Below are 23990 nucleotides of genomic sequence, written 5' to 3'. Positions count from 1 at the left end.
GCGCACCGCACGCTCACGGGGCGTGTGGAATGCCTCGCCGGTACGATGGGTTGACCCGGTCAGACGCAACGGAAGGGCAATCAGGCATGCGCCAGCTCATCATCATCGGTTCCGGCCCGGCCGGGTTCACCGCCGGCATCTACGCAGCGCGCGCAGAGCTCAAGCCGCTCATCGTCGCCTCCAGTGTCGAGACGGGCGGTGAACTCACCAAGACGACCGAGGTCGAGAACTTCCCGGGCTTCCCCGAAGGGATCCAGGGCCCCGACCTCATGATCAAGATGCAGGAACAGGCCGAGAAGTTCGGTGCCGAGGTCCTGTACGACGACGCCGTCTCCGTCGACCTCACCGGCAAGGTCAAGAAGGTCACCGTCGGCTCCGGCGAGACGTACGAGGCCCTCGCGGTCATCTACGCCACCGGCTCGGCGTACCGTCACCTCGGCCTCCCCGACGAAGAGCGTCTGTCCGGCCACGGTGTCTCGTGGTGCGCGACCTGCGACGGCTTCTTCTTCCGGCAGAAGAACATCGCCGTCGTCGGTGGTGGCGACTCCGCGATGGAAGAGGCGACGTTCCTCACCCGCTTCGCCGACAAGGTGACGGTCATCCACCGCAAGGACTCCCTGCGTGCGTCGAAGATCATGCAGGACCGCGCGATGAACGACCCGAAGATCGAGTTCGCGTGGAACAAGGAGGTCACCGGCATCACGGGTGACTCCGCGGTCGAGGGCGTCACGCTCAAGGACACCATGACGGGCGAGGAGTCCGAGCTCGCGCTGGACGGCCTGTTCATCGCGATCGGCAACGACCCGCGCACGCACCTGATCCACGGCCAGATCGACATCGCGCCCGAGGGCACGATCGCCGTCCAGGGCCGTTCGTCGAAGACCAACCTGCCGGGTGTCTTCGCCGCCGGTGACGTCATCGACCCGTCCTACCGTCAGGCCATCACGGCTGCCGGTTCGGGCACAGTCGCCGCGCTCGACGCCGAGAAGTACCTCGCCGAGCTCGACGACGCACTGACGGACGAGGCCGAGGGCGTCGCCCCGACCGAGCCCGCCATGGTCGACGTCATCGCCGCCCGGGCCTGACCCGCCTCGGAATACCACGACGGCATCGCCGTTGTACCCCCTGAACGACTTCTCGAAGGAGCACACATGTCCAACGCCAAGGCTGTCACCGACGCCACCTTCTCGGACGAGGTCCTCAAGTCCGACAAGACGATCCTCGTCGACTTCTGGGCCGAGTGGTGTGGCCCGTGTCGCGCGGTCTCGCCGATCCTCGACCAGATCGCCGAAGAGCACGCCGGCAAGATCGAGATCGTGAAGCTCAACGTGGACGACAACCCCCAGTCGGCCATGAACTACCAGATCACGTCGATCCCGGCGATGAAGGTCTTCAAGGGCGGCGAGGTCGTCAAGACCGTCATCGGCGCCAAGCCGAAGCCCGCGCTCGAGGCCGACCTCGCCGAGTTCCTCGCGTAGGTCGCCCCACCCGAACGGCCCCGCTCTCCCCGGAGAGCGGGGCCGTTCTCGTCCGGAGCCACCGGATGACGATCGGCCCCGTCGCGGAACCCTGGTTCCCCGGGCCGATGTCGTAGTGTGGCGGGAATGTCCCACTGAACGGAGCACTCGATGACGAACGGCAACAGCCTCGACCCCTGGTACGACTCCTACGCCCAGCGCACCGCCGGGCTGAGCGCCTCCGAGGTCCGAGCCCTGTTCGCCGTCGCCTCGCGCCCCGAAGTGGTCTCGCTGGCCGGCGGCATGCCGTTCGTCTCCGCGCTCCCCAGAGAGCTCGTCACGGGCTCTCTGGACCGTGTCATGAACGAGCACTCCGCCATGGCGCTCCAGTACGGCGGCGGACAGGGCCTGCGCTCCCTCCGCGAGCACATCGTGGACGTCATGAGCCTCGAGGGCATCCGTGCCAGCGCCGAGGACGTCGTGGTCACCACGGGCTCGCAGCACGCCCTCGACCTCGTCACACGGCTCTTCATCGATCCGGGTGACGTCGTGCTCGCCGAGTCGCCGTCGTACGTCGGCGCGATCGGGGTCTTCCGGTCGTACCAGGCCGAGACGGTGCACGTCACGACGGACGAGCTCGGTCTCGTCCCCGAGGCGCTGCGCGAGGCGATCGCGAACCTCCGCACCCAGGGCAAGCGGATCAAGTTCCTCTACACGATCCCGAACTTCCACAACCCCGCCGGCGTCACCATGAGCCGCGAGCGCCGCATCGAGGTGCTCGACATCTGCCGGTCGAACAACATCCTCGTGCTCGAGGACAACCCGTACGGGCTCCTCTGGTTCGACGAGCCCGCGCCGCAGGCGATCCGATCGATCGACGAAGAGGGCGTGGTGTACCTCGGCTCCTTCTCGAAGACCCTCGCACCCGGGTTCCGCGTCGGCTGGGCGCTCGCGCCGCACGCCATCCGCGAGAAGCTCGTGCTCGCCAACGAATCGGCCGTGCTCGCGCCGAACTCCTTCGGCCAGTACGTCGTGAACGCGTACCTCGACGCCGCGGACTGGAAGGGTCAGGTCGACACCTTCCGGGGCATCTACGCCGAGCGCCGTGACGCCATGCTGTCCGCACTGGGGGAGTTCCTGCCCGACCTGTCCTGGACGAAGCCGAACGGTGGCTTCTTCGTGTGGCTGACCCTGCCCGAGTCACTCGACTCCAAGGGCATGCTGCCGCGCGCGGTCAAGGAGCTCGTGGCCTACACGCCCGGCACGGCCTTCTACGCCGACGGACGCGGAGGCGGACACATCCGCCTGTCGTTCTGCTACCCGACGCCCGAGCAGATCCGGGTGGGCGTCAAGCGACTCGCCAACGTCGTCAACGACGAACTCGAACTCATCGAGACGTTCGGCCCGACGACCCGCCCGAACACCGTGGTCCGCGAGACGTCGTCCGTCAGCGCACCGCCCCCGAACATCTCCTGATCAGCGCTTTTCCTCGGTACTGATCGCACAGCACCGCAGTTCCACACCGGAGGACCCCGCATGGCCGAGCTCACCCGTCGTCACGTCGTCGTCGTCGCCGGAGGCATCTCGCACGAACGCGATGTCTCCCTCCGCTCCGGTCGTCGGGTCGCCGACTCACTGACCGGCTACGGCTGGCAGGTCGACCTGCGCGACGCCGACGCGATGCTCCTGCCGGCACTCACCGAATCACGCCCGGACGTCGTGTGGCCGGCACTGCACGGCGCCTCCGGTGAGGACGGCGCCCTGCGGGGCATCCTGGAGGCCGTGGACATCCCGTTCGTCGGCTCACGTTCGACGTCGGCCCGGTTGGCATGGGACAAGCCCACGGCGTCAGCGCTGGTCGCCCGCGCCGGCGTCCGTACCCCTCGATCGGTGACGCTCTCCCACGACGTGTTCCGCGAGCTCGGCGCTGTCGGTGTCCTCGAGGCCATCGCGACCGAGCACCCGGTACCGCTCGCCGTGAAGCCGGCGCGCGGCGGAAGTGCGCAGGGCGTGACCCTCGTCGATGACGTCAAGGACCTGCCCCGGGCCATGGTGACGGCGTACACGTACTGCGACGACGTCGTGGTCGAGCAGCTCATCCGTGGCACCGAGGTCGCCGTGGGGATCATCGACACCGGAGACGGCCCCGTGGCGCTGTCCGCCGTGGAGATCGTGCCGCGCAACGGTATTTACGGCTTCGAAGCGCGCTACAACGCGGGGGAGACGACCTTCTACACCCCCGCACGACTGTCCGACGAGTTCGCCGGAGCAGCCTCGGAGGCTGCGGTCGCCGCGCACGTAGCTCTGGGACTCCGGCATCTGTCCCGCGTCGACCTGATCATCGACGGGGCTGGGACGCCCTGGTTCCTCGAGGCGAACGTGCTCCCCGGGCTCACCGAGACGTCACTGCTGCCGCAGGCGCTGTCCGCGTCGGGGTTCGACCTCGGTTGGACCTACGCCGAGCTCGCCGAGCAGGCCATCCGGGATCACCGCGCCTGATCGGTGCCGACCGATGTTCCACGTGGAACGACGGCATTGAGTGACTTCCCTGCTTCGCGAGGCGAGGTGTTCCACGTGGAACATCTCGCCATGAGGATCCTCACTCAGCGCCGGTGTTGGCGCCCGGCGCGTTCGGCGGGCCCCGAGGCGCCCGAACCGCGTGAACAGACGATCGGAGAGGCCTTGACGTCAATCTCCACGTTTCGCTACCGCACGCACGCCCTTGTTCGCAAGCATCGAAGCTTCGACTCCCTCAACTGGCAATCCGAGGTAGCGCGTCGGATCGTCCGCTCTGCAGTCGCGGCTGGCGGAACGCGATCCCTCGAGAGCGAACTCACGGAACCTCGGGTCGACCGCTCGGAAGAACGTCCCTCGGATCGCTGGTATGAAGGGCGAGCCGATGGTGGTCACGTCGCCACCATCTCACCTGAGGCCAACCACCCTCACTGCTGGAGCAGCCGCGTCGGGCACGCTGTGTTGCCACCAGAGCTGCCGGATTGAGTCGCAGGTGCGCCGACCGCAGCCCGACCGTCGCAGGGGCTCACAGCGCCGCACAACGCCGCGCACAGGCTGGTTCAGCCCTCGAGGTCCCCTACCCCGAGCTCACCGAGGATCCGGTTGAGGTCGTCGCCGTTCGCGAAGTCGATCGTGACGGAGCTCTTGCGAGCACCGACTGCGATCTTCACCCGCGTGTTCAAGCGATCACCGAGCCGTTCAGCGAGATCGTTGAAGTGTGCCTGACGCTTCGACGGTTCGGGCTTCGGCTTCGTTGCGGGCGTCTTGGCTGACAGCTGCTGCGCGATCGCCTCAGCAGCACGAACGGACAGGTCCTCGTTGACGATCTTCTCGGCCAGGTACTCCATCGCCTCGGCGTCCGGAGCAGCGAGGATGGCACGAGCGTGTCCGGCAGAGAGCACGCCTGCGGCCACTCGCCGCTGCACGGGGGAGGGGAGCCGCAGGAGTCGGATCGTGTTCGTGATCTGCGGGCGCGATCGACCGATGCGCTGTCCGAGCTGTTCCTGGGTGATCCCGAAGTCCGCGAGGAGCTGCTGGTACGCCGATGCCTCTTCCAAGGGGTTGAGCTGCGCCCGGTGGAGGTTCTCCAGCAGCGCGTCGCGCAGCATCGCGTCGTCGGGGGTGTCCTTCACGATCGCCGGGATCGTGCTCAGGCCCAGTTCCTTCGTGGCCCGCAGACGACGCTCACCCATGATGAGCTCGTACTGGGGCTCGGTGCCCGTCGCGCCGGGGATCGGCCGGACGACGATGGGCTGCAGGACACCGATCTCGCGGATCGAGTGAACGAGCTCCTGGAGCTCCTCCTCGCGGAACTCCTTCCGCGGCTGTTGCGCGTTCGGGATCACGTCCAGCGGATTGAGGTTTGCGAGACGAGCCCCCGGCACGGCCACCAGCTCGTCCGCCGTCGGAGCGGATGCCGGCGAGCCACCGGTCGGGAAGAACACGTCGACGGGACGGTCCTGCTGATCGGTCGCCGTCGGGATCAGGGCGCCGATGCCTCGGCCGAGTCCGGTTCGCTTCGGTGCCATCAGTGCTTCGCTCCTCGTGCTGCGATCTCGGCGGCCGCTTCCAGGTAGGACAGCGACCCGGTGGAGTTCACGTCATACGCGACGACGCTCTGGCCGTAGCTCGGTGCTTCGCTCACGCGGACGGAGCGGGGGATCATCGCCTTGAGTACCTGGTCACCGAAGTGCTCCCGCACGTCGTTCGCCACCTGGTTCGCCAGGTTCGTGCGGCCGTCGTACATGGTCAGCAGGATCGTGGAGACCCGGAGGCTCGGGTTGAGGTGTCGCTCGATCAACTCGATGTTCCGCAGCAGCTGGCTCAGTCCCTCGAGCGCGTAGTACTCGCACTGGATCGGGATGAGCACCTCTTGCGCGGCAACGAAGGCGTTGATCGTCAACAGGCCCAGAGACGGCGGGCAGTCGATGAAGACGTAGTGGTACGGCTCGTCCAGCGACTGCAGGTACATGTCGAGCGCGGTCCGGAGACGCTGCTCACGTGCCACCAGTGACACGAGCTCGATCTCGGCGCCGGCGAGGTGAATGGTGGCCGGCACACACCAGAGGGTGTCCGACTCGGGGGAGGCCTGCACGGTGTCGGCCATGGGTGCCTCGTCGACGATCACGTCGTAGATGCTCGCGACCTCGGCCTGGTGATCGACACCCAGCGCGGTCGAGGCATTGCCCTGCGGGTCCAAGTCGATGACGAGGACACGAGCGCCGCCATGGGCGAGGCCTGCGGCCAGGTTGACGGTCGTCGTCGTCTTGCCGACGCCACCCTTCTGGTTGGAGACGGTGATGATCCGTGTCTCAGAAGGGAGCGGGAACTGCTGCGTGGCGATCGCGCGCCGGCGGCGATTCAGGTCGGCGATCTCGCGAGCGAGCGGTGTCGACGCGTCGTAGTCGGTCGATGAACTCAACGAGTGCCTCTTCCCCGGTTCGATGTTTCACGTGGAACGCGGAGCCACTGGCGGCCGGATGACCCGGCCCGAGCCGCAGCGTCAGTCAACTGTAGCCCGGAAGACGCGGGTGGTCTCGTCGACCACACCTTCTCCGAGCTCGAGCACCTCGACATCAGAGAGGCGCTTCCGAAGGATGACCTTGCGGGCCTTCTCGATCTCTTCGTCGACCCGCGCACCCTTCATCAGGATGAGCTGGCCGCCGGAGCGAACCAGCGGCACGGTGAGAGGGATGAGCTTCGACAGGGCGCTGACGGCACGTGCGGTGACCTGGTCGACCACGACGTCGTCCGCTACGTCCTCAGCACGGCCACGGAGCACCGTGACGTTCTGCAGGCCGAGCCGATCAGACTCACTGCGAAGCCAATCCGTCCGGCGCTCCATCGGCTCGATGAGGACGAACTCGACGTCCGGACGGGCGATCGCGAGCACGAGACCCGGCAACCCTGCTCCCGAGCCGACGTCGGCAACGCGACCCCGGGCCTCCAGGAGGGGTGCGAGCAACGCAGAATTGAGGATGTGTCGCGTCCAGAGGCGAGGCAACTCGATCGGGCCGATCAGGCCCAGCTCCTCGCCCCGCCGAGCGAGCTCGTTGGTGAACGAGCGCGCAACCTCGATCTGGTCACCGAAGAGTGCTGCAGCCGCCGTGGGCTCAGACTCGAGCACCGGTGCTGCCTCGGTCGGGACGGGTGCGTCCGTCATCGGGTGACGACCGTGTGGCGGTCCCGACCCTCACCCTCGGACTCCGAGTGGAAGCCCTTCTCAGCGACCAGATCGTGCACGAGCTTGCGTTCGTAGGACGACATCGGGGGGAGCGCAGCCGACGACGAACCGGCTTCGATGCGCTCGACAGCGGTGTCCACGAGCCGCTGGAGCTCGTCAGCACGGGCGTCCCGCGAGCCACCGACGTCGAGGATGAGCCGGCTGAACTCGCCGGTCTCGGCCTGCACGGCGATCCGGGTGAGCTCCTGCAGCGCCGTCACGGTGTCGGGCTTCGACAGCACGCGGAGTGCCTCGCCGTCATCGGTGACGGACAGGTACACCCGACCGGCGCGTTCCTCGATCTCGATGTCGCCGTCGAGGTCGCAGATGTCGAGGAGCTCCTCGATGTAGTCCGCTGCGATGTCCGCCTCGTCGCGGGCGTCCTCGGTCTCGGTCTCCGTCGTCTCGACGGCGCCTGCGGTGTCCTGCTCGGTCACTTACTTCTTCCCGTTCTTCTTCTGGCGCTGCTTGCCGACCGGCTGCTGACGCTGGGTGGTGACGCGCACGGGCTCGATCTCCGTCGCACCGGCACCGGCACCGGCCTCGGCCAGGACCGGGGTGGCGGTCCCGCGACGCTGTGCCTTCTTGGCCAGGCGGGCTTCACGAGCCAGAGCGGCTTCGGAGCCGGGGGTCGGCATGCTGCGGATGACGAAGTACTGCTGCGCCATCGTCCAGAGGTTCGAGGCCAGCCAGTAGAACATGACCCCGAGGGGGAAGCTCAGACCCGAGATCACGAAGACCAGCGGGAGGATGTACAGCATCATCTTCTGCTGGCGGTACATCGGAGACTCCTTGGTCTCCGGCGACATGTTCTTGGCGACGAGCTGCAGCTGCGTGATGAACTGCGACGCCGTCATCACGACGATCATGAAGCCCGCGATCGCACGGACCTCCCACCCGGAGGCGTTCGTGAAGGTCTCGTGCAGCGGAGCGCCGAACAGGGCCGCGTTGCCGAACGACCCCGCGAGGTCGTTCGTCAGCAGGCCGATGCCCGTCTTGTTGATCTGGGCCTCGTGGAGCACCGAGTACAGCGAGAAGAAGATCGGCATCTGCAGCAGCAGCGGCAGGCAGGAGCTGAGCGGGTTGGTCCCGGTCTCCTTGTAGAGCGCCATCGTCTCGCGGCTCATGGCCTCACGCGAGAACTGGTCCTTCTTGCCCTTGTACTTGTCCTGGATCTTCTTGAGCTGCGGCGCGACCTCGAGCATGCGGCGCTGCGACTTGATCTGCCGGACGAAGATCGGGATCAGCGCTGCGCGCACCACGAACGTCAGGAAGATGATCGAGAGCACCCACGTGATGCCCTCGTTCGGGTCCATGCCGATGCTCTCGAAGATCCAGTGGAAGCCGACGAGGATGGCCGAGACCACCCATTTGAGCGGCCAGAGGACGAATCCGATGATGTCCATGGGGACGGCTACGCCTTTCGAGTGCGCTGGGGGAGCAGGACCGGCCGGGCCGTTCCGACCGCGGGGTGCGGCTGCTGCGGGATCGGCGCGAGGACGAACCCGAACCGGTTGACGACGAACGGGTGACGACGTTCCTTGACGTCGTCGATGCCACCAGCAGCCCAGGGGTTGCAACGGGCGATGCGCCAGGCGCCCATGGCGGATCCGCGGACGACGCCGTACTGCTGGATCGCGTCGAGGGCGTACCGGGAGCACGACGGGTGGTAGCGGCAGACGTTGCCGTACAGCGGGGAGATCACCGCACGGTAGGCCCGGAGCACGACGACGCACGCGTTGCGTGGGAGCAACGCGATGACCCAGGCAAGCCGGGTCCACAGAGTGCGGTTCATGCTGCCTTCTCCACCCCGCGCGCGAAGGAGCGCGTGACGTCTTCGAGCAGGGTAGGCCATCCGGCCTGCGATGCGGCTGGCAGTACACGGACCACCACGTCGAAGCCCTGGGGGGTCTCGGCGAGCAGGTCGTGCGCGATCGCCTTGAGCCGCCGCCTGATCAGGTTCCGGGTCACGGCGTTCCCCACCGTCTTCGCGACGATGAAGCCGAACCGCGTCGGTCCGTTGCGGTCTGCCGGCTGACGGACCACGGACACGACGACGTGCGCCGTGGCGCTCTTGCGACCACGACGCACGACGTTCCGGTAGTCATCCCCGCGCACGATGCGGTTGGCGCTGGCCAACACTGCGACGCCGGGGTCAGACCGAGGACCGGATCAGGCGATGAGCCTGATCAGGCCGAGAGCTCGGTACGGCCCTTGGCGCGGCGCGCCGACAGGATGGCGCGGCCGGCACGCGTCCGCATGCGGAGGCGGAAGCCGTGCTTCTTGGCGCGGCGGCGGTTGTTCGGCTGGAAGGTGCGCTTGCTCATGATGTTCTCCACACGGCTGCTCGCGGCGAGCCGTCACGTATGTGTAGCCGTCCGGGTGTCGAACGACGCAGATGGGCGCGACCAAAGGGCCGCAGTCAACTGGTTAACGGTACGTGACAGCGGCGAGCAGGTCAAACCCCGCCCGGACCGGTTGCGTCGGCGCCGTCGGGTCTGCCGTCGCTCGAGCCCATTCTCCACATTGGGGACAACTTCCGTTCGGTGGGACTCGGTCCGGTCCTTTACAGTGGTGTGATCGATCGCCCCGATGGCCGGTACGACAGGGAAGTACTCCTGTCGGACGGCTCGAGGTGGTCGTGGACAACACTGTGGACAACCCTGTGGGAACCTCCGCGGCAACGAGGCGTCGACGAAGCCCCCGGAGCCACCGACGATCCGCCGGCGACGACCTGGTCCCGAGTGCGGTCGCCGAGGACGCCACGGCATGTCCGACCCCGCAGGACGCACCCTCGTCCGGCAGCGAACGCACGACACGACCCCTGGAGACGAGCGCGACATGACGATGCCGGCCGACCCCGTCGAGGACCTCTGGTCATCCGTACTCGGACTCCTCGCCGAGGACCCCCGCATCACGCCGCAGCTCCACGGGTTCCTGAACCTGGTCGAGCCGAAGGGCGTGCTCGCCGGCACCCTGTACCTCGAGGTCCCGAACGACCTGACCCGGGGCATGCTCGAACAGCGCATCCGCATCCCGATCACCGAGGCGGTCGGTCGCATCGGTGACGACTCGGTCGCGAACTTCGCCATCACCGTCAACCCGGACATGGCGTCGGAGCCGCGGGTGGACCCGAACGTCCCCGAGTACGCCGAGCCCGTGCAGGAAGCCGTCGAGCAGAGTGCCGCTCCGCGCCAGTACATCGAGGCGCCGTTCGTCCCGAGCCAGATCGACTCTCCCGGCACCAGCGGTCGGCCCGAGTCGCGACTCAACCCGAAGTACAACTTCGACAACTTCGTCATCGGGTCGTCGAACCGGTTCGCCCACGCCGCAGCGGTGGCCGTGGCCGAGGCACCGGCCAAGGCCTACAACCCGCTCTTCATCTACGGGGACTCCGGGCTGGGCAAGACCCACCTGCTCCACGCCATCGGGCACTACGCCGAGAGCCTCTACCCGGGGATCCGCGTCCGGTACGTGTCGAGCGAGGAGTTCACCAACGACTTCATCAACTCGATCGCGAACAACCGCTCGAACCAGTTCCAGCAGCGGTACCGCGACATCGACATCCTGCTGATCGACGACATCCAGTTCCTGCAGGGGAAGGACTCCACGCAGGAGGCCTTCTTCCACACGTTCAACACGCTGCACGACCACAACAAGCAGGTCGTCATCACGTCCGACGTCGCGCCGAAGCACCTGACCGGGTTCGAGGACCGGATGCGATCGCGCTTCGAGTGGGGCCTGATCACCGACGTGCAGGCTCCCGAGCTCGAGACGCGCATCGCGATCCTCCGCAAGAAGGCACAGTCCGACCACCTGCAGGTGCCCGACGACATCCTCGAGTTCATGGCGTCGAAGGTGTCGAGCAACATCCGCGAACTCGAGGGCACCCTGATCCGGGTCACCGCGTTCGCGAGCCTGAACCGGACGGCCGTGGACATGGCCCTGGTGCAGACAGTCCTCAAGGACCTGATCACCCTCGACGAGGACAACGTCGTCGCGCCGACGGACATCATCAACCACACCGCGGAGTACTTCAAGCTCTCCGTCGACGACCTGTACGGGTCGTCCCGCTCCCAGGCGATCGCCACGGCACGACAGATCGCGATGTACCTGTGCCGCGAGCTGACGAGCCTGTCCCTGCCCAAGATCGGGCAGCTGTTCGGCAACCGCGACCACACCACGGTGATGTACGCGAACAAGAAGATCACCGAGCTGATGAAGGAGCGTCGGTCGATCTACAACCAGGTCACCGAGCTCACCAGCCGCATCAAGCAGGACCGCCGTTACCGCTGAGATCGGCCCGTTCCCGGCCCCATCCACCATCTGAGACGGTTCCATGGGCCGGACTTCTCACAGTGTGGATAGCCTGTGGATAACTGTGGAGGACACGCCGCCCGGTTGTACACAGGTGGGGGGTCACCTGTGGAGACTGGGGATGGAAGTGGATAGATGAGATTCATTCATCCCGTTAACGCTCACACACCGCTCACAAGTCACAAGCGTGTAGTTCCCTACTGCCGAGCGGGATGCACAGGGTTATCCACAGTGTGCACAGGCGTTAACACCATTACTCCTGGTTAACGATCAATCTCTGCGAGACAACCTTGTGGACGGCGGGATGACAAGAAATCCGGCCCTCGTCCGCCTGTGCCAGAATGGGGCGGCCGGACAGTCCAAGCCGATCGACAGGGGTTCCAGCTGTGAAGTTCGAGGTCAACCGGGACGTCTTCTCCGAAGCCGTCTCCTTCGCAGTGAAGCTCCTCCCGCAGCGCACGACCCTCCCGATCCTGTCGGGCGTCCTCATCCACGCCGATGGCGATCGTCTGACGCTCTCCTCGTTCGACTACGAGGTGTCGGCGCAGACGTCCATCTCGGCCCAGATCGACGAGCCGGGCACGGTCCTGGTCTCCGGTCGACTGCTGAACGACATCGCGAGCCGGCTGCCGAACGCCCCGGTGTCGTTCACCACCGAGGACGCCAAGATCTCCGTCTCCTGCGGATCGGCGCACTTCACACTGCTGTCCATGCCGGTCGAGGAGTACCCGACGCTGCCGGAGATCGGCCCGCAGACCGGTGTGATCCCCGGCGACGCGTTCTCCGAAGCGGTGTCCCAGGTCGCCGTCGCCGCCAGCCGCGACGACGTCACCCCCGTCATCACGGGCGTGCAGCTCGAGGTCGGCGACAACGACCTCTCCCTCATCGCGACGGACCGCTACCGCGTCGCCGTCCGCACCATCGCGTGGGACTCCGGCCGAGTCGGCTCGGACCCCCTGCACGCACTGGTCCCGGCCCGCACCCTGCAGGAGGTCGGCCGCACGTTCGGTTCGGCGTCCACGGTGTCGGTGTCGATCAGCGGCAACTCCGACCGCGAGCTCATCGCGTTCCACGCCGACGACAAGACCGTGACGTCGTTGCTCATCAAGGGCAACTACCCGCCGGTCCGCCGGCTCTTCCCCGAGACCGTCAACGACCACGCGGTGATCAACACCGCGGAGCTCGTCGAAGCGGTCCGACGGGTCTCCCTCGTCCTGGAGCGCGAAGCGGCGCTCCGGTTCTCCTTCACGGTCGACGGGCTCACGCTCGAGGCGATCGGATCCGAACAAGCGCAGGCGTCAGAGTCGATCAGTGCGTTGTTGACCGGCGAGGAAACGGTGGTCTCGTTGAAGCCCGCCTTCCTCCTGGACGGACTGAACGCGGTGCACTCCGAGTTCGTCCGCATCTCCTTCACCAAGACGGAGAACCCCAACAAGCCGGGCCCGGTGCTGATCACCGGCCAGACTTCGCAAGAGGCCGCAGCGACCGATGGATACCGGTACCTGCTGCAGCCGAACCTGCTGCTGCGATAGGCGCAACAGGCAACCTGCGCTGGCGCACACCACCGGCAGCATCAGCGCGACGACGAACAGAAGAGGAAATCATGCACATCGGTCTTGTCGGCCTTGGTCGCATGGGCAACAACATGCGTGCCCGTCTCCGCAACGCAGGGATCGAGGTCACCGGGTACGACGCGAACCCCGCCGTCTCGGACGTCGCCGACCTCGGCGCCCTCGCCGCTGCCCTCCCGGAGGGCAAGCGTCTCGTGTGGGTCATGGTCCCGCACGGCAAGATCACCGACGACGTGATCACCGACCTGGCCGGTGTCCTCGGCGAGGGCGACCTGGTCATCGACGGTGGCAACTCGAAGTGGCTGGACGACACCACGCACGCCGAGCAGCTCGCTGCGCGCGGCATCCGCTACATGGACGCCGGCGTCTCCGGTGGTGTCTGGGGCAAGGACAACGGCTACGGCCTCATGGTCGGCGGTGACGCCGCGGACGTCGAGTTCGCGATGCCCGTGTTCGACGCGCTGCGTCCTGAGGGTCCCCGTGAAGAGGGCTTCTCGCACGCCGGCCCGATCGGCGCCGGCCACTACGCGAAGATGGTCCACAACGGCATCGAGTACGCGATCATGCAGGCGTACGGCGAGGGCTACGAGCTCCTCGAGGCCAAGGACCTGATCACCGACGTCCCCGCCGTGTTCGCCGGCTGGCAGCGCGGAACGGTCGTCCGCTCCTGGCTGCTCGACCTGATGGTGCTCGCGCTGAACGAGGACCCGAAGCTCGACGAGCTCGAGGGCTACGTCGAGGATTCGGGCGAGGGCCGTTGGACGCTCGAAGAGGGCATCGAGCTCGCCGTGCCGATGCCGGCGCTCTCGGCGTCGATCTTCGCGCGCTTCGTCTCGCGCCAGGGCAGCGCCTCGCCGACGATGAAGGCCGTCGCGGCGCTCCGCAACCAGTTCGGCGGTCACGCCGTCAAGAAGTCCTAGGACTTCCCGGGGGAACCCGGACTCGGCCCGCGTGCACGTCGACCATCTCCAACTGACCGACTTCCGGAACTACCGGGAGGCGGACGTCGACCTCGCACGCGGGCCGAACCTGTTCGTCGGGCGCAACGGACAGGGCAAGACCAACCTGGTCGAGGCGATCGGGTACCTCTCGACCCTCGGCTCGCACCGCGTCCCCACCGACGCAGCGCTCGTCCGTCAAGGATGCGACGCCGCGATCGTCCGGGCTCGTCTCGCGCACGAGGACCGCAGCATCCTCGCCGAGGTGCAGATCAACCGCACCGGTGCGAACCGTGCGCAGGTGAACCGGTCGGCGATCAAGCCGCGGGAGCTGCCGCGCTACTGCACGAGCGTGCTCTTCGCCCCGGAGGACCTCGCCCTCGTGCGGGGCGAGCCGGCCGGGCGACGCCGGATGCTCGACGAGCTGCTCGGCCAGATCGCACCGCGGATGCAGGGCGTGCTCGCCGACTACGACCGCACGCTCCGCCAGCGGAACACCCTGCTGAAGTCGGCCCGTGCCACCGGCGCGAAGGCGAACGCCCTGTCGACGCTCGACGTCTGGGACGACCGGCTCGTCGGACTCGGCGCCGAGATCGTCGCGGCCCGTGACCACCTGACCCGGCGGCTCGCACCCTTCGTGGCCGAGGCCTACGCGACCGTCGCCGGCGAACACCACGACGCCTCGATCACCGGCGTCCTGTCCATCCGCGGTGGCGACCCCGAGTCCGCGGCAGCGACCGACCCCGTGCTCGGGACCCCGGACGAGCCCGTCACGGTCGCGTCGGCTGCCGAAGCGTTCGCGGCCGCCCTCGAGCGCCGTCGCCGGGACGAACTCGACCGCGGGCTCACCCTCGTCGGACCGCACCGGGACGACGTTCTGTTCCAGCTCAACGGGTTACCGGCCCGCGGGTACGCGAGTCACGGCGAATCCTGGTCCTTCGCGCTGGCCATCCAGCTCGCGAGCGCCTCGATCCTGCGCGCCGAGTCAAACCTGGGCGACCCGATCATCATCCTCGACGACGTCTTCGCCGAACTCGACGAATCGCGGCGGGAACGGCTGGCGAACGCCGTCGCCGACTACGAGCAGGTGCTCATCACGGCCGCGGTCTTCGGTGACGTGCCCGGGAAGCTGGCGGCGCACACCGTGCGGATCGAGGCGGGCACGATCGTGACCGACGAGGCGGACGCGACCCGGGCCTCCAGTCCGGCGACGGACGCGACGGACGCGACGGACGCGACGGACGGGACCGACGCGATCGACGCGGCGGACGCGACCGTCGCGGACAGCAAGACGGACCCGACCGAAGCCGAAGCCTGATGCCGAAGCCCCGCAAGCCCACCGAACCCTCGCAGGTGTACCGCCACCTGCGCGCGGTGTTCGGCGACCCGTCCAAGCGCGGCACCGATGCCCGCCGCCGCCGTGCCCGCGAGTTCGACGCCGACACCGTGCCGTACGGGCGCGGCCGCGAGCCGAAGGGCCTCGCGGACATCGTCGGTTCGCTCGCTCAGGAACTCGGTTGGACCGAACCCCTCGCCCGCTCCGAGCTCTTCGTGGACTGGCCGAGCGTCGTCGGCGAGGAGCTGGCGAAGCACTCCCGACCGGTCACCATCGAGGACGGCGCACTCGTCATCCGGTGCGACTCGACGGCCTGGGCGACCCAGCTCCGACTGATGCGTGCGACGGTCACGACGACCATCGCGGAACGGCACCCCGAAGCCGGGGTCGAGTCGATCAGGGTTTCCGGCCCGGACGCCCCCACGTGGAAACGCGGCCCCAGGACGGTCCAGGGGCGCGGTCCTCGCGACACCTACGGTTGAGGCGACGAAATCATCCTGGAGTGCCAGAAAAGCCCGTCTGCGGGGCAGATGAGCCCTCGAAAGAGGGGGCTCTGCGGTAGACTGGGAGGTGCAGTGCGCGGGCGTTCCGCGCGCAGGCAGGAGCACGCTCGACATGGCAGCAGAATCTGAAGACGACCGGCAGAACCCGCTCGGCGCGGAGACCCCGCAGAGCGAACCGTCCTACGGCGCAGACCAGATTCAGGTGCTCGAGGGGCTCGAGGCCGTCCGCAAGCGCCCGGGTATGTACATCGGTTCGACCGGCCCTCGCGGCCTGCACCACCTGGTCCAGGAGATCGTCGACAACTCCGTCGACGAAGCCCTCGCCGGGTACTGCGACACCATCGACGTGAGCATCCGTGAAGACGGTGGCGTCCGCGTCGTCGACAACGGCCGTGGCATCCCGGTCGACGTCCACGCGGCCGAGGGGGTCTCGACCCTGCAGGTCGTCCTCACCGTCCTGCACGCCGGCGGCAAGTTCGGCGGTGGCGGCTACGCCGTCTCCGGCGGTCTGCACGGCGTCGGTTCGTCCGTCGTGAACGCGCTGAGCTCCGAGCTCGACGTCGAGGTCCGTCGTCAGGGCCACGTCTGGCGCCAGAGCTACACCGACGGTGTCCCCGTCGCGCCCGTCTCCCAGGACGAAGAGACCGACGAGACCGGCACGACGATCACGTTCTGGCCGAACGCCGAGATCTTCGAGTCCGTCGTGTTCGACTACGAGACCCTGCGCACCCGGTTCCAGCAGATGGCCTTCCTGAACAAGGGCCTGCGGATCAACCTCCGCGACGAGCGCGCCCCGGAAGAAGGGGAAGAGGCCCGCAACGACACCTTCATGTACGAGCGTGGTCTCGCCGACTACGTCGAGTACATCAACGCGCAGAAGAAGGCCGACCTCGTCCACCCGGACGTCATCGGCTTCGAGTCCGAGGACCCGGAGCGCAAGATCGCGCTCGAGGTCGCGATGCAGTGGAACACCTCGTACCAGGAGAGCGTCCACACCTTCGCGAACACGATCAACACGCACGAGGGCGGCACCCACGAAGAGGGCTTCCGCGCTGCGCTCACGACCCTCGTCAACCGCTATGCGCGCGAGACGAAGATCATCAAGGAGAAGGACGACAACCTCACGGGTGACGACATCCGCGAAGGGCTGACGGCCGTCATCTCCGTGAAGCTCGGCGAGCCGCAGTTCGAGGGGCAGACGAAGACCAAGCTCGGCAACACCGAGGCGAAGTCGTTCGTGCAGCGCGTCGTCGGCACCGAGCTGACCCACTGGTTCGAGAGCAACCCGACGCAGGCACGCGACGTCGTCCGCAAGGCGATCCAGGCGTCGCAGGCACGTCTGGCCGCCCGCAAGGCGCGCGAGACCACCCGCCGCAAGGGGCTGCTCGAGTCGGGTGGCATGCCCGGCAAGCTCAAGGACTGCCAGTCGAAGGACCCGACCGTGTCGGAGATCTTCATGGTCGAGGGTGACTCCGCCGGCGGTTCCGCCGTGCAGGGCCGCAACCCGATGACCCAGGCGATCCTGCCCCTGCGCGGCAAGATCCTGAACGTCGAGAAGGCCCGGCTCGACCGCGCCCTCGCCAACCAGGAGATCCAGTCGATGATCACGGCGTTCGGTGCCGGCATCGGTGAGGACTTCGACCCGGACAAGGCCCGGTACCACAAGATCGTGCTGATGGCCGATGCCGACGTCGACGGCCAGCACATCACCACGCTGCTGCTCACGCTGCTGTTCCGCTACATGCGTCCGCTCATCGAGCACGGCTACGTGTACCTTGCGCAGCCGCCGCTGTACCGCCTGAAGTGGTCGAACTCGGCGCACGAGTACGTCTTCAGCGACCGGGAGCGCGACGCCCTGATGCAGGCCGGCCTCGCAGCCGGCAAGCGCATCCCGAAGGACAACGGGATCCAGCGCTACAAGGGCCTCGGCGAGATGGACTACAAGGAGCTCTGGGACACCACCATGAACCCGGACACCCGCACGCTCCTGCAGGTCACGCTCGAGGACGCGGCTGCGGTGGACAGCACCTTCTCGACGCTGATGGGTGAGGACGTCGACGCGCGTCGCCAGTTCATCCAGCAGAACGCCAAGGACGTCCGCTTCCTCGACATCTAACGGCCAGGAGGCGCGGCGTGAGCCGCGTCGACCAGTCCTGACCACCTGTGGTCGCGCCCGGTGCGACCAACGGAACCACAGCCTCCAGGCTGTCCAGAAAGGGAACGAAGCCACATGGCTGACGACAACGAGAACGGCGCCGACGAGCAGCCCGAGATCGTCCACGGCGACAGCGGGGACATCGTCGTCTCCGGTGACCGCATCTCGCAGGTCGACCTGCAGCTCGAGATGCAGCGCTCGTACCTCGACTACGCGATGTCGGTCATCGTCGGTCGTGCGCTGCCGGAGGTCCGCGACGGCCTCAAGCCGGTGCACCGCCGTGTGATCTACGCGATGTTCGACGGCGGCTACCGCCCGGACCGGGCGTTCTCGAAGTGCTCCCGCGTCGTCGGTGACGTCATGGGCCAGTTCCACCCGCATGGTGACTCGGCGATCTACGACGCCCTCGTCCGCCTGGTGCAGCCGTGGTCGCTCCGGTACCCGCTCGCGCTCGGCCAGGGCAACTTCGGTTCGCCGGGCAACGACGGCGCCGCGGCCCCGCGGTACACCGAGACGAAGATGGCGCCGCTCGCGCTCGAGATGGTCCGCGACATCGACGAGGACACCGTCGACTTCCAGGACAACTACGACGGCCGCACCCAGGAGCCGGCGATCCTGCCGGCCCGCTTCCCGAACCTGCTCGTCAACGGCTCGGTCGGCATCGCGGTCGGCATGGCCACGAACATCCCGCCGCACAACCTGCGCGAGGTCGCCGAGGGTGCCAAGTGGGCGCTCGACAACCCCGACGCCACCCGTGAAGAGCTGCTCGCCGCGCTCATGCAGCGCATCAAGGGCCCGGACTTCCCGACCGGTGCACAGGTGCTCGGTACCAAGGGCATCCAGGACGCCTACCGCACCGGCCGTGGCTCGATCACGATGCGTGCCGTCGTCTCGGTGGAGGAGATCCAGGGTCGCACCTGCCTCGTCGTCACCGAGCTGCCGTACCAGGTCAACCCCGACAACCTGGCGATCAAGATCGCCGAGCTGGTCAAGGACGGCAAGCTCGCCGGTGTCGCCGACATCCGCGACGAGACCTCCGGTCGCACCGGGCAGCGCCTGGTCATCGTGCTGAAGCGTGACGCCGTCGCCAAGGTCGTGCTGAACAACCTCTACAAGCACACCCAGCTGCAGGAGAACTTCGGCGCGAACATGCTCGCGATCGTCGACGGGGTGCCCCGCACCTTGCCGCTCGACGGCTTCATCTCGGCGTGGGTCGCCCACCAGGTCGACGTCATCGTCCGCCGCACGCAGTTCCGACTGCGCGAGGCCGAGAAGCGCGCCCACATCCTGCGTGGCTACCTGGCTGCGCTCGACGCCCTCGACGAGGTCATCGCGCTCATCCGTCGCTCGCCCGACGTCGAAGAGGCCCGCACCGGCCTGATGGACCTCCTGTCCGTTGACGAGATCCAGGCGCGCGCGATCCTCGAGCTGCAGCTCCGTCGTCTCGCCGCCCTCGAGCGTCAGAAGATCCACGACGAGGCCGAGGAGCTCGAGCGCAAGATCGCCGACTTCCAGGACATCCTCGGGTCGGAGAGCCGCCAGCGCTCGATCATCCGCGACGAGTTGAGCGAGATCGTCGACCGCTTCGGCGATGACCGCCGTACCGTGATCATGTTCGGCTACGACGGCGACATGTCGATGGAAGACCTGATCCCCGAAGAGGAGATGGTCGTCACCATCACCCGCGGTGGCTACGTCAAGCGCACGCGCAGCGACCAGTACCGCTCGCAGCACCGTGGCGGTCGAGGTGTCCGCGGGGCCCAGCTCCGCGCCGACGACATCGTCGAGCACTTCTTCGTCACGACGACGCACCACTGGCTCCTGTTCCTCACCGACCAGGGCCGGGTCTACCGCGCCAAGGCGTACGAGCTGCAGGAGGCCGGCCGCGACGCGAAGGGCCAGCACGTCGCGAACCTGCTCGCGATGCAGCCCGACGAGCAGATCCAGCAGGTGCTCGACATCCGCGACTACGAGGTGGCGCAGTACCTCGTCCTCGCGACCGAGCACGGTCTGGTCAAGAAGACCGCGCTCACCGAGTACGACACGAACCGCACCGGCGGCATCATCGCGATCAACCTGCGCGACGGCGACAAGCTCCGCCAGGCGCTGCTCGTCGACGAGCACGACGACCTGCTCCTGGTGTCCCGCCAGGGCATGTCGCTCCGGTTCACGGCGACGAACGACACCCTGCGTCCGATGGGTCGCTCGACCTCGGGTGTGAAGGGCATGTCCTTCCGCGACGGCGACTCGCTGCTCGCGGCCCGGGTCGTCTCCGACGACGGCTTCGTCTGGGTGATGACCGAGGGCGGCTACGCCAAGCGCACCGCGGTCGACCAGTACCGGGTGCAGGGCCGTGGTGGTCTGGGCATCAAGGTGGCCAAGTTGGCGCTCGACCGAGGCGATCTTGTGGGCGCTCTCATCGTCGGCGAGGACGACGAGGTGCTCGTCGTGCTGCAATCGGGCAAGGTGGTAAGGTCTGCCGTGGCCGAGGTCCCTGCCAAGGGCCGTGACACGATGGGCGTCGTCTTCGCGAGGTTCGCGGAGAACGACCGGATCATCGCGGTGGCCCGGAACACCGAGCGGAACCTGGACGACCAGGACGACGCCGAGATCGAGCCCGCGGGCCCGGTGGAGACGGTCAGCCCAGCCGAAGCGGCCCCGGATTCCACTGATCCCATCGACACCGAGCCCGTCGCAGACGAGGCCGGAGAGGACCAGTCAAGCAATGAGTAGTGTCGCCGAGAAGCTCCAGAAGAAGGCGAAGCGACCCGTCGGCACCCGCCAGGTGCGGTTGCGACTGGTCTACGTCGACTTCTGGTCGATGGTGAAGCTGAGCTTCCTCATCGCCCTGGCCGGCAGCATCGTGATCGTGGTCGCCACGGCACTGGTGTGGGTCATCCTCAACCAGACGGGTGTGTTCACCCAGGTCGACGCCCTGTTGAAGGACGTCACCGGGCAGAACAGTTACTCGATCATGGACCAGTTCTCGCTGGGCCAGGTCCTCGGGTTCTCCATCGTCGTGGGCATCCTCAACGTGGTCGTCGGCACCGTGCTCGGCGCCATCGTGAGCGTGCTCTACAACCTCAGTGTTCGGATCACGGGCGGTCTGCTCGTGGGCTTCACGAACAACTGACACACCCGGGCCGGATGGGCCCACTGCTCGATTTCGTTCCGGCGGGATCGTACGGTAGGCTTTCATCCGGTCTGAGGGGCTATAGCTCAGGCGGTTAGAGCGCTTCGCTGATAACGAAGAGGTCCAAGGTTCAAGTCCTTGTAGCCCCACCAGTTCTCCGGAACAGCACGACAATTCCATCCCGCCGCCGATCACCTCGGTGGCACTCGGGGCCTTAGCTCAGTTGGTAGAGCGCCTGCTTTGCAAGCAGGATGTCGGGAGTTCGATTCTCCCAGGCTCCACTCCCTCTGCACGAGTGCTGCTTCGCTCGTTCCTCGCTACGCCGATGTCGGTCGTCGTGCTTGTCTGCGCGCCTTCGGCGACGCGCCGCTCCGCGATGGTCGGGTCCGCCAATCTGCTTGCGGCCGGCATCGTCTTCGAGTGGTCGCGAGATGCCGCGTGCGGTTCGCCGAGGTGGCTGGAACTGTCGTCTGCGCGTCCTCCGGACGACAGGTTGTGACCTCTCGGTGGCTGCCCCGGGGGTGTTGCGTGAGCGCATGGCGGACGGGAGGCGCGGGGCCAGGCCGGCGCGGGCCTCCAGGTCCGTGGGTGGGCGCGTTCAGAGCAGGCGGCCGGCCGGTGCACGGATCACGTGCCCGGAGAACGACGAAGGGCCCCGGCAGCAGCCGGGGCCCTTCGTACGAACCGGGAGGTCAGGCGGCGGGCTTCTCCGCCGTGTCAGCGTCGTCGGCGACCCACAGGTCGTCGTCGGCGCGGAGCGTCTGGTACGCGGCGTACGCAGCACCGGCGACGGCGACGACGCCGACGATGATGAGTGCGACTCCGCCGAAGCCGAGACCCTTCTTCTGCTGCGACGGGACGTACTTCGCAGCGGCCTTCTTCGCGCTCTTGCTCTTCTTCTGTGCGTTCTTCACGATCTTCTTGACCCGGGGGTCCTTCGCGAGGTCGGTCACGCTCAGCACCGAGCCAGCGGTCGAGACGAGTCCGGGGACCACCTCGGACTGGAACTTGTGCGAAGCACTCTGCGCTGCCGAGGTGGCAGCGTGCACGCCGGTGGCGAACGCGGGACGGATCCCGTTGTCGATCGCGTTCTGCACGCGGGGTGCGATGTCCTTGCGAGCTGCGTCCGCGGCGTTCGACCGGGCCTCAGCCAGGATCGCGTTCGCGTGCTCGAGGACCTTGCGCTGCTCGCCGAGGAGCGAGGCGGTCTGGCCCTTGAGCTTCTTGATCTGCTTCCGACGCTTTCGCGGGATCTCGATCGTCGTCATCTGGTACCTCCATCGGATCGGCGTGACCCCATCCTGCCACCACACTGCCTGACAGGTCACGGAACCGCAGCTGTGCAATCCGTCCGCGGTCAGGAGTACATGCGAGAATCGGAACATGTCTCTGCACACCGCTGTCGCAACGATCCACACCAACAAGGGCGACATCCGCGTCAACCTGTTCGGCAACCACGCACCGAAGACCGTCAAGAACTTCGTCGACCTCGCCACGGGCCAGCAGGAGTGGACCCACCCCGGCACGGGCAAGGTCTCGACCGACAAGCTCTACGACGGCGTGATCTTCCATCGCATCATCAAGGACTTCATGATCCAGGGCGGCGACCCGCTCGGCCAGGGCATCGGTGGCCCCGGGTACCGCTTCGACGACGAGATCTCCCCGGAGCTCACGTTCCAGAACCCCTACATCTTCGCCATGGCGAACGCCGGCATCCAGGGCGGCCGCGGCACCAACGGCTCGCAGTTCTTCATCACCACGGTGGCGACGCCGTGGCTGCAGGGCAAGCACACCATCTTCGGTGAGGTCGCCGACGACGAGTCCCGCGCGGTCGTCGACGCGATCGAGGGAGTCCCGACCGACGGTCGTGACAAGCCCGTCGAGGACGTCGTCATCCAGAGCATCGACGTCGAAGGCGTCTGACCAGCACGTGACCGACCAGGCGTACAACCCGAACAACACCTGCTACCGGCATCCGGACCGGCAGAGCTTCGTGCTCTGCCAGCGCTGTGGGCGGACGATCTGCCCGGAGTGCCAGACGCCGGCGGCAGTCGGGGTGCACTGCCCGGAGTGCGTGCGTGAACAGCGCGCACAGTTCGCAGCGAACCGCCGAGCGTCCGGAGCCCCCAGCGGGTTCACGGTCGCTCGGCGGCGCTTCGCCATGCTCGACCAGAAGGGCACCACCGTCATCGTGGCGATCACGGTGGCGATCTGGTTGCTCGACCAGGTCAGCGGGCGGTTCTTCACGAGCTTGCTCGCCTACAACTCGTTCCTGCTGCCGACGCAGCCCTGGCGTGTGGTGACCTCGCTGTTCGTGCACTCGGGCATCTTCCACATCCTGTTCAACATGTGGGCGCTCTGGATCTTCGGTCGCATGCTCGAGAACATGCTCGGCACCTGGCGGTTCGTGGCGCTGTACTTCATCACGGGGATCTTCGGGTCCATGCTCGTCACCTTCCTGGCGCCGGGGACGACCGTGCTGGGTGCTTCGGGTGCCATCTTCGGGCTGTTCGCCGCGTTCTTCGTGCTGCAGCGCAGCCTGGGGAACAACGCCGTGCAGCTCCTCGTGCTCATGGGACTGAACCTGGTCATCGGGTTCCTGCCCGGCGTCAACATCTCGTGGCAGGCGCACGTCGGCGGGATCATCGGCGGCTTCCTGATGGGCTTCGTCTTCGCACAGACGCGCAACGTCCGGAAGCGTCCGCTGCAGATCGCGCTGATCATCGGCGCGGCGGTGCTCGGCATCGCGCTCACCGCTGTGGGGTACGCGGTCACGATCGGCTGACACCGCCACAACGCTCCCCGAACGCCCCGTCGCACTGCGGCGGGGCGTTCGTCGTTCC

Annotated in this window: 23 protein-coding genes and 2 tRNA genes; 16 read left to right on the top strand and 9 right to left on the bottom strand. The window is 67.3% G+C overall.

Annotation, left to right across the window (positions count from 1 at the left end; genetic code table 11):
- Positions 1-86: 86 nt before the first annotated feature.
- The 4 genes from trxB (at position 87) to DEJ04_RS00870 (ending at position 3956) form a co-directional block, all read left to right on the top strand.
- Positions 87-1085 carry a thioredoxin-disulfide reductase gene (trxB, locus tag DEJ04_RS00885; protein ID WP_111045705.1) on the top strand — a complete coding sequence of 333 codons (999 nt, stop codon included), beginning with the start codon at positions 87-89 and terminating at the stop codon, positions 1083-1085.
- A 66-nt stretch (positions 1086-1151) separates the two neighbouring features.
- The gene (trxA, locus tag DEJ04_RS00880; protein WP_017887828.1) at positions 1152-1478 is read left to right on the top strand and encodes a thioredoxin; all 327 of its coding nucleotides are present in this window, start codon (positions 1152-1154) and stop codon (positions 1476-1478) included.
- A 150-nt stretch (positions 1479-1628) separates the two neighbouring features.
- Positions 1629-2933: a PLP-dependent aminotransferase family protein gene (locus DEJ04_RS00875; protein WP_071404124.1), complete on the top strand. Its 1305-nt coding sequence runs from the start codon at positions 1629-1631 to the stop codon at positions 2931-2933.
- A gap of 60 nt (positions 2934-2993) precedes the next feature.
- Positions 2994-3956 (top strand): D-alanine--D-alanine ligase, encoded by a 963-nt coding sequence (locus DEJ04_RS00870; protein ID WP_111045703.1) that lies wholly within the window; start codon positions 2994-2996, stop codon positions 3954-3956.
- Between the two features lie 575 nt (positions 3957-4531).
- Here DEJ04_RS00870 and DEJ04_RS00865 read toward each other — a convergent pair.
- The 8 genes from DEJ04_RS00865 to rpmH form a co-directional block, all read right to left on the bottom strand.
- The gene (locus DEJ04_RS00865; RefSeq protein WP_111045694.1) at positions 4532-5500 is read right to left on the bottom strand and encodes a ParB/RepB/Spo0J family partition protein; all 969 of its coding nucleotides are present in this window, start codon (positions 5498-5500) and stop codon (positions 4532-4534) included.
- A complete protein-coding gene (locus DEJ04_RS00860) occupies positions 5500-6393 on the bottom strand; it encodes a ParA family protein (RefSeq protein ID WP_309148007.1) in 894 nt (297 codons plus the stop codon). The genes DEJ04_RS00865 and DEJ04_RS00860 overlap by 1 nt, the downstream gene beginning before the upstream one ends.
- 81 nt (positions 6394-6474) lie before the next feature.
- Positions 6475-7134: a 16S rRNA (guanine(527)-N(7))-methyltransferase RsmG gene (gene rsmG, locus DEJ04_RS00855; protein ID WP_111045692.1), complete on the bottom strand. Its 660-nt coding sequence runs from the start codon at positions 7132-7134 to the stop codon at positions 6475-6477.
- On the bottom strand, positions 7131-7631 hold the full coding sequence (locus DEJ04_RS00850; RefSeq protein ID WP_110863687.1) for a R3H domain-containing nucleic acid-binding protein: 501 nt from the start codon (positions 7629-7631) through the stop codon (positions 7131-7133). The genes rsmG and DEJ04_RS00850 overlap by 4 nt, the downstream gene beginning before the upstream one ends.
- A complete protein-coding gene (gene yidC / locus DEJ04_RS00845) occupies positions 7632-8600 on the bottom strand; it encodes a membrane protein insertase YidC (protein ID WP_111045691.1) in 969 nt (322 codons plus the stop codon).
- A gap of 8 nt (positions 8601-8608) precedes the next feature.
- Positions 8609-8989 carry a membrane protein insertion efficiency factor YidD gene (yidD, locus tag DEJ04_RS00840; protein WP_017887819.1) on the bottom strand — a complete coding sequence of 127 codons (381 nt, stop codon included), beginning with the start codon at positions 8987-8989 and terminating at the stop codon, positions 8609-8611.
- Positions 8986-9336 carry a ribonuclease P protein component gene (gene rnpA, locus DEJ04_RS00835; protein WP_111028837.1) on the bottom strand — a complete coding sequence of 117 codons (351 nt, stop codon included), beginning with the start codon at positions 9334-9336 and terminating at the stop codon, positions 8986-8988. Before rnpA ends, yidD begins: the two co-directional genes overlap by 4 nt.
- Before the next feature lie 47 nt (positions 9337-9383).
- Entirely contained in the window at positions 9384-9521 is a 138-nt protein-coding gene (gene rpmH, locus DEJ04_RS00830) for a 50S ribosomal protein L34 (protein ID WP_022889115.1), read from the bottom strand.
- 514 nt (positions 9522-10035) lie between these two features.
- Here rpmH and dnaA point away from each other — a divergent pair.
- The 10 genes from dnaA (at position 10036) to DEJ04_RS00780 (ending at position 21428) form a co-directional block, all read left to right on the top strand.
- Positions 10036-11490: a chromosomal replication initiator protein DnaA gene (gene dnaA / locus DEJ04_RS00825; RefSeq protein WP_071404155.1), complete on the top strand. Its 1455-nt coding sequence runs from the start codon at positions 10036-10038 to the stop codon at positions 11488-11490.
- 407 nt (positions 11491-11897) lie between these two features.
- Positions 11898-13043, top strand: a complete 1146-nt coding sequence (gene dnaN / locus DEJ04_RS00820; protein WP_027466916.1) for a DNA polymerase III subunit beta — start codon at positions 11898-11900, stop codon at positions 13041-13043.
- Between the two features lie 71 nt (positions 13044-13114).
- Positions 13115-14002: a phosphogluconate dehydrogenase (NAD(+)-dependent, decarboxylating) gene (gnd, locus tag DEJ04_RS00815; protein WP_110863683.1), complete on the top strand. Its 888-nt coding sequence runs from the start codon at positions 13115-13117 to the stop codon at positions 14000-14002.
- A 31-nt stretch (positions 14003-14033) separates the two neighbouring features.
- Complete coding sequence (gene recF, locus DEJ04_RS00810; RefSeq protein WP_111045690.1) at positions 14034-15338, top strand: DNA replication/repair protein RecF; 1305 nt, start codon at positions 14034-14036, stop codon at positions 15336-15338.
- Positions 15338-15838 (top strand): DUF721 domain-containing protein, encoded by a 501-nt coding sequence (locus tag DEJ04_RS00805; protein WP_027466919.1) that lies wholly within the window; start codon positions 15338-15340, stop codon positions 15836-15838. The genes recF and DEJ04_RS00805 overlap by 1 nt, the downstream gene beginning before the upstream one ends.
- Before the next feature lie 133 nt (positions 15839-15971).
- Positions 15972-17975 carry a DNA topoisomerase (ATP-hydrolyzing) subunit B gene (gene gyrB, locus DEJ04_RS00800; RefSeq protein WP_111045689.1) on the top strand — a complete coding sequence of 668 codons (2004 nt, stop codon included), beginning with the start codon at positions 15972-15974 and terminating at the stop codon, positions 17973-17975.
- Between the two features lie 114 nt (positions 17976-18089).
- Positions 18090-20747: a DNA gyrase subunit A gene (gene gyrA / locus DEJ04_RS00795; protein WP_111045688.1), complete on the top strand. Its 2658-nt coding sequence runs from the start codon at positions 18090-18092 to the stop codon at positions 20745-20747.
- The gene (locus tag DEJ04_RS00790; protein WP_027466922.1) at positions 20740-21147 is read left to right on the top strand and encodes a DUF3566 domain-containing protein; all 408 of its coding nucleotides are present in this window, start codon (positions 20740-20742) and stop codon (positions 21145-21147) included. Before gyrA ends, DEJ04_RS00790 begins: the two co-directional genes overlap by 8 nt.
- A gap of 75 nt (positions 21148-21222) precedes the next feature.
- Positions 21223-21299: transfer RNA gene (locus DEJ04_RS00785), tRNA-Ile, on the top strand.
- A gap of 56 nt (positions 21300-21355) precedes the next feature.
- Positions 21356-21428: transfer RNA gene (locus DEJ04_RS00780), tRNA-Ala, on the top strand.
- A gap of 411 nt (positions 21429-21839) precedes the next feature.
- Here the strand turns inward: DEJ04_RS00780 and DEJ04_RS00775 are convergent.
- Positions 21840-22415 carry a hypothetical protein gene (locus DEJ04_RS00775; RefSeq protein WP_051597033.1) on the bottom strand — a complete coding sequence of 192 codons (576 nt, stop codon included), beginning with the start codon at positions 22413-22415 and terminating at the stop codon, positions 21840-21842.
- Between the two features lie 115 nt (positions 22416-22530).
- Here DEJ04_RS00775 and DEJ04_RS00770 point away from each other — a divergent pair, with 115 nt between their 5' ends.
- Entirely contained in the window at positions 22531-23070 is a 540-nt protein-coding gene (locus DEJ04_RS00770; protein ID WP_027466924.1) for a peptidylprolyl isomerase, read from the top strand.
- A gap of 7 nt (positions 23071-23077) precedes the next feature.
- On the top strand, positions 23078-23932 hold the full coding sequence (locus tag DEJ04_RS00765) for a rhomboid family intramembrane serine protease (RefSeq protein WP_111045687.1): 855 nt from the start codon (positions 23078-23080) through the stop codon (positions 23930-23932).
- Positions 23933-23990: the final 58 nt, after the last annotated feature.

Origin of the sequence: Curtobacterium sp. MCLR17_044 (genome assembly GCF_003234435.1) — a bacterium.
GTDB lineage: Bacteria > Actinomycetota > Actinomycetes > Actinomycetales > Microbacteriaceae > Curtobacterium > Curtobacterium flaccumfaciens.
This window is presented reverse-complemented; position numbering and strand designations above follow the sequence as displayed.

Bases quoted from the DNA above. Each gene is read 5' to 3' on its own strand.
- trxB (WP_111045705.1), top strand. From the start codon at position 87: ATGCGCCAGCTCATCATCATCGGTTCCGGCCCGGCCGGGTTCACCGCC.
- trxA (WP_017887828.1), top strand. From the start codon at position 1,152: ATGTCCAACGCCAAGGCTGTCACCGACGCCACCTTCTCGGACGAGGTC.
- DEJ04_RS00875 (WP_071404124.1), top strand. From the start codon at position 1,629: ATGACGAACGGCAACAGCCTCGACCCCTGGTACGACTCCTACGCCCAG.
- DEJ04_RS00870 (WP_111045703.1), top strand. From the start codon at position 2,994: ATGGCCGAGCTCACCCGTCGTCACGTCGTCGTCGTCGCCGGAGGCATC.
- DEJ04_RS00865 (WP_111045694.1), bottom strand. From the start codon at position 5,500: ATGGCACCGAAGCGAACCGGACTCGGCCGAGGCATCGGCGCCCTGATC.
- rsmG (WP_111045692.1), bottom strand. From the start codon at position 7,134: ATGACGGACGCACCCGTCCCGACCGAGGCAGCACCGGTGCTCGAGTCT.
- yidC (WP_111045691.1), bottom strand. From the start codon at position 8,600: ATGGACATCATCGGATTCGTCCTCTGGCCGCTCAAATGGGTGGTCTCG.
- yidD (WP_017887819.1), bottom strand. From the start codon at position 8,989: ATGAACCGCACTCTGTGGACCCGGCTTGCCTGGGTCATCGCGTTGCTC.
- rpmH (WP_022889115.1), bottom strand. From the start codon at position 9,521: ATGAGCAAGCGCACCTTCCAGCCGAACAACCGCCGCCGCGCCAAGAAG.
- dnaA (WP_071404155.1), top strand. From the start codon at position 10,036: ATGACGATGCCGGCCGACCCCGTCGAGGACCTCTGGTCATCCGTACTC.
- gnd (WP_110863683.1), top strand. From the start codon at position 13,115: ATGCACATCGGTCTTGTCGGCCTTGGTCGCATGGGCAACAACATGCGT.
- DEJ04_RS00805 (WP_027466919.1), top strand. From the start codon at position 15,338: ATGCCGAAGCCCCGCAAGCCCACCGAACCCTCGCAGGTGTACCGCCAC.
- gyrB (WP_111045689.1), top strand. From the start codon at position 15,972: ATGGCAGCAGAATCTGAAGACGACCGGCAGAACCCGCTCGGCGCGGAG.
- gyrA (WP_111045688.1), top strand. From the start codon at position 18,090: ATGGCTGACGACAACGAGAACGGCGCCGACGAGCAGCCCGAGATCGTC.
- DEJ04_RS00790 (WP_027466922.1), top strand. From the start codon at position 20,740: ATGAGTAGTGTCGCCGAGAAGCTCCAGAAGAAGGCGAAGCGACCCGTC.
- DEJ04_RS00775 (WP_051597033.1), bottom strand. From the start codon at position 22,415: ATGACGACGATCGAGATCCCGCGAAAGCGTCGGAAGCAGATCAAGAAG.
- DEJ04_RS00770 (WP_027466924.1), top strand. From the start codon at position 22,531: ATGTCTCTGCACACCGCTGTCGCAACGATCCACACCAACAAGGGCGAC.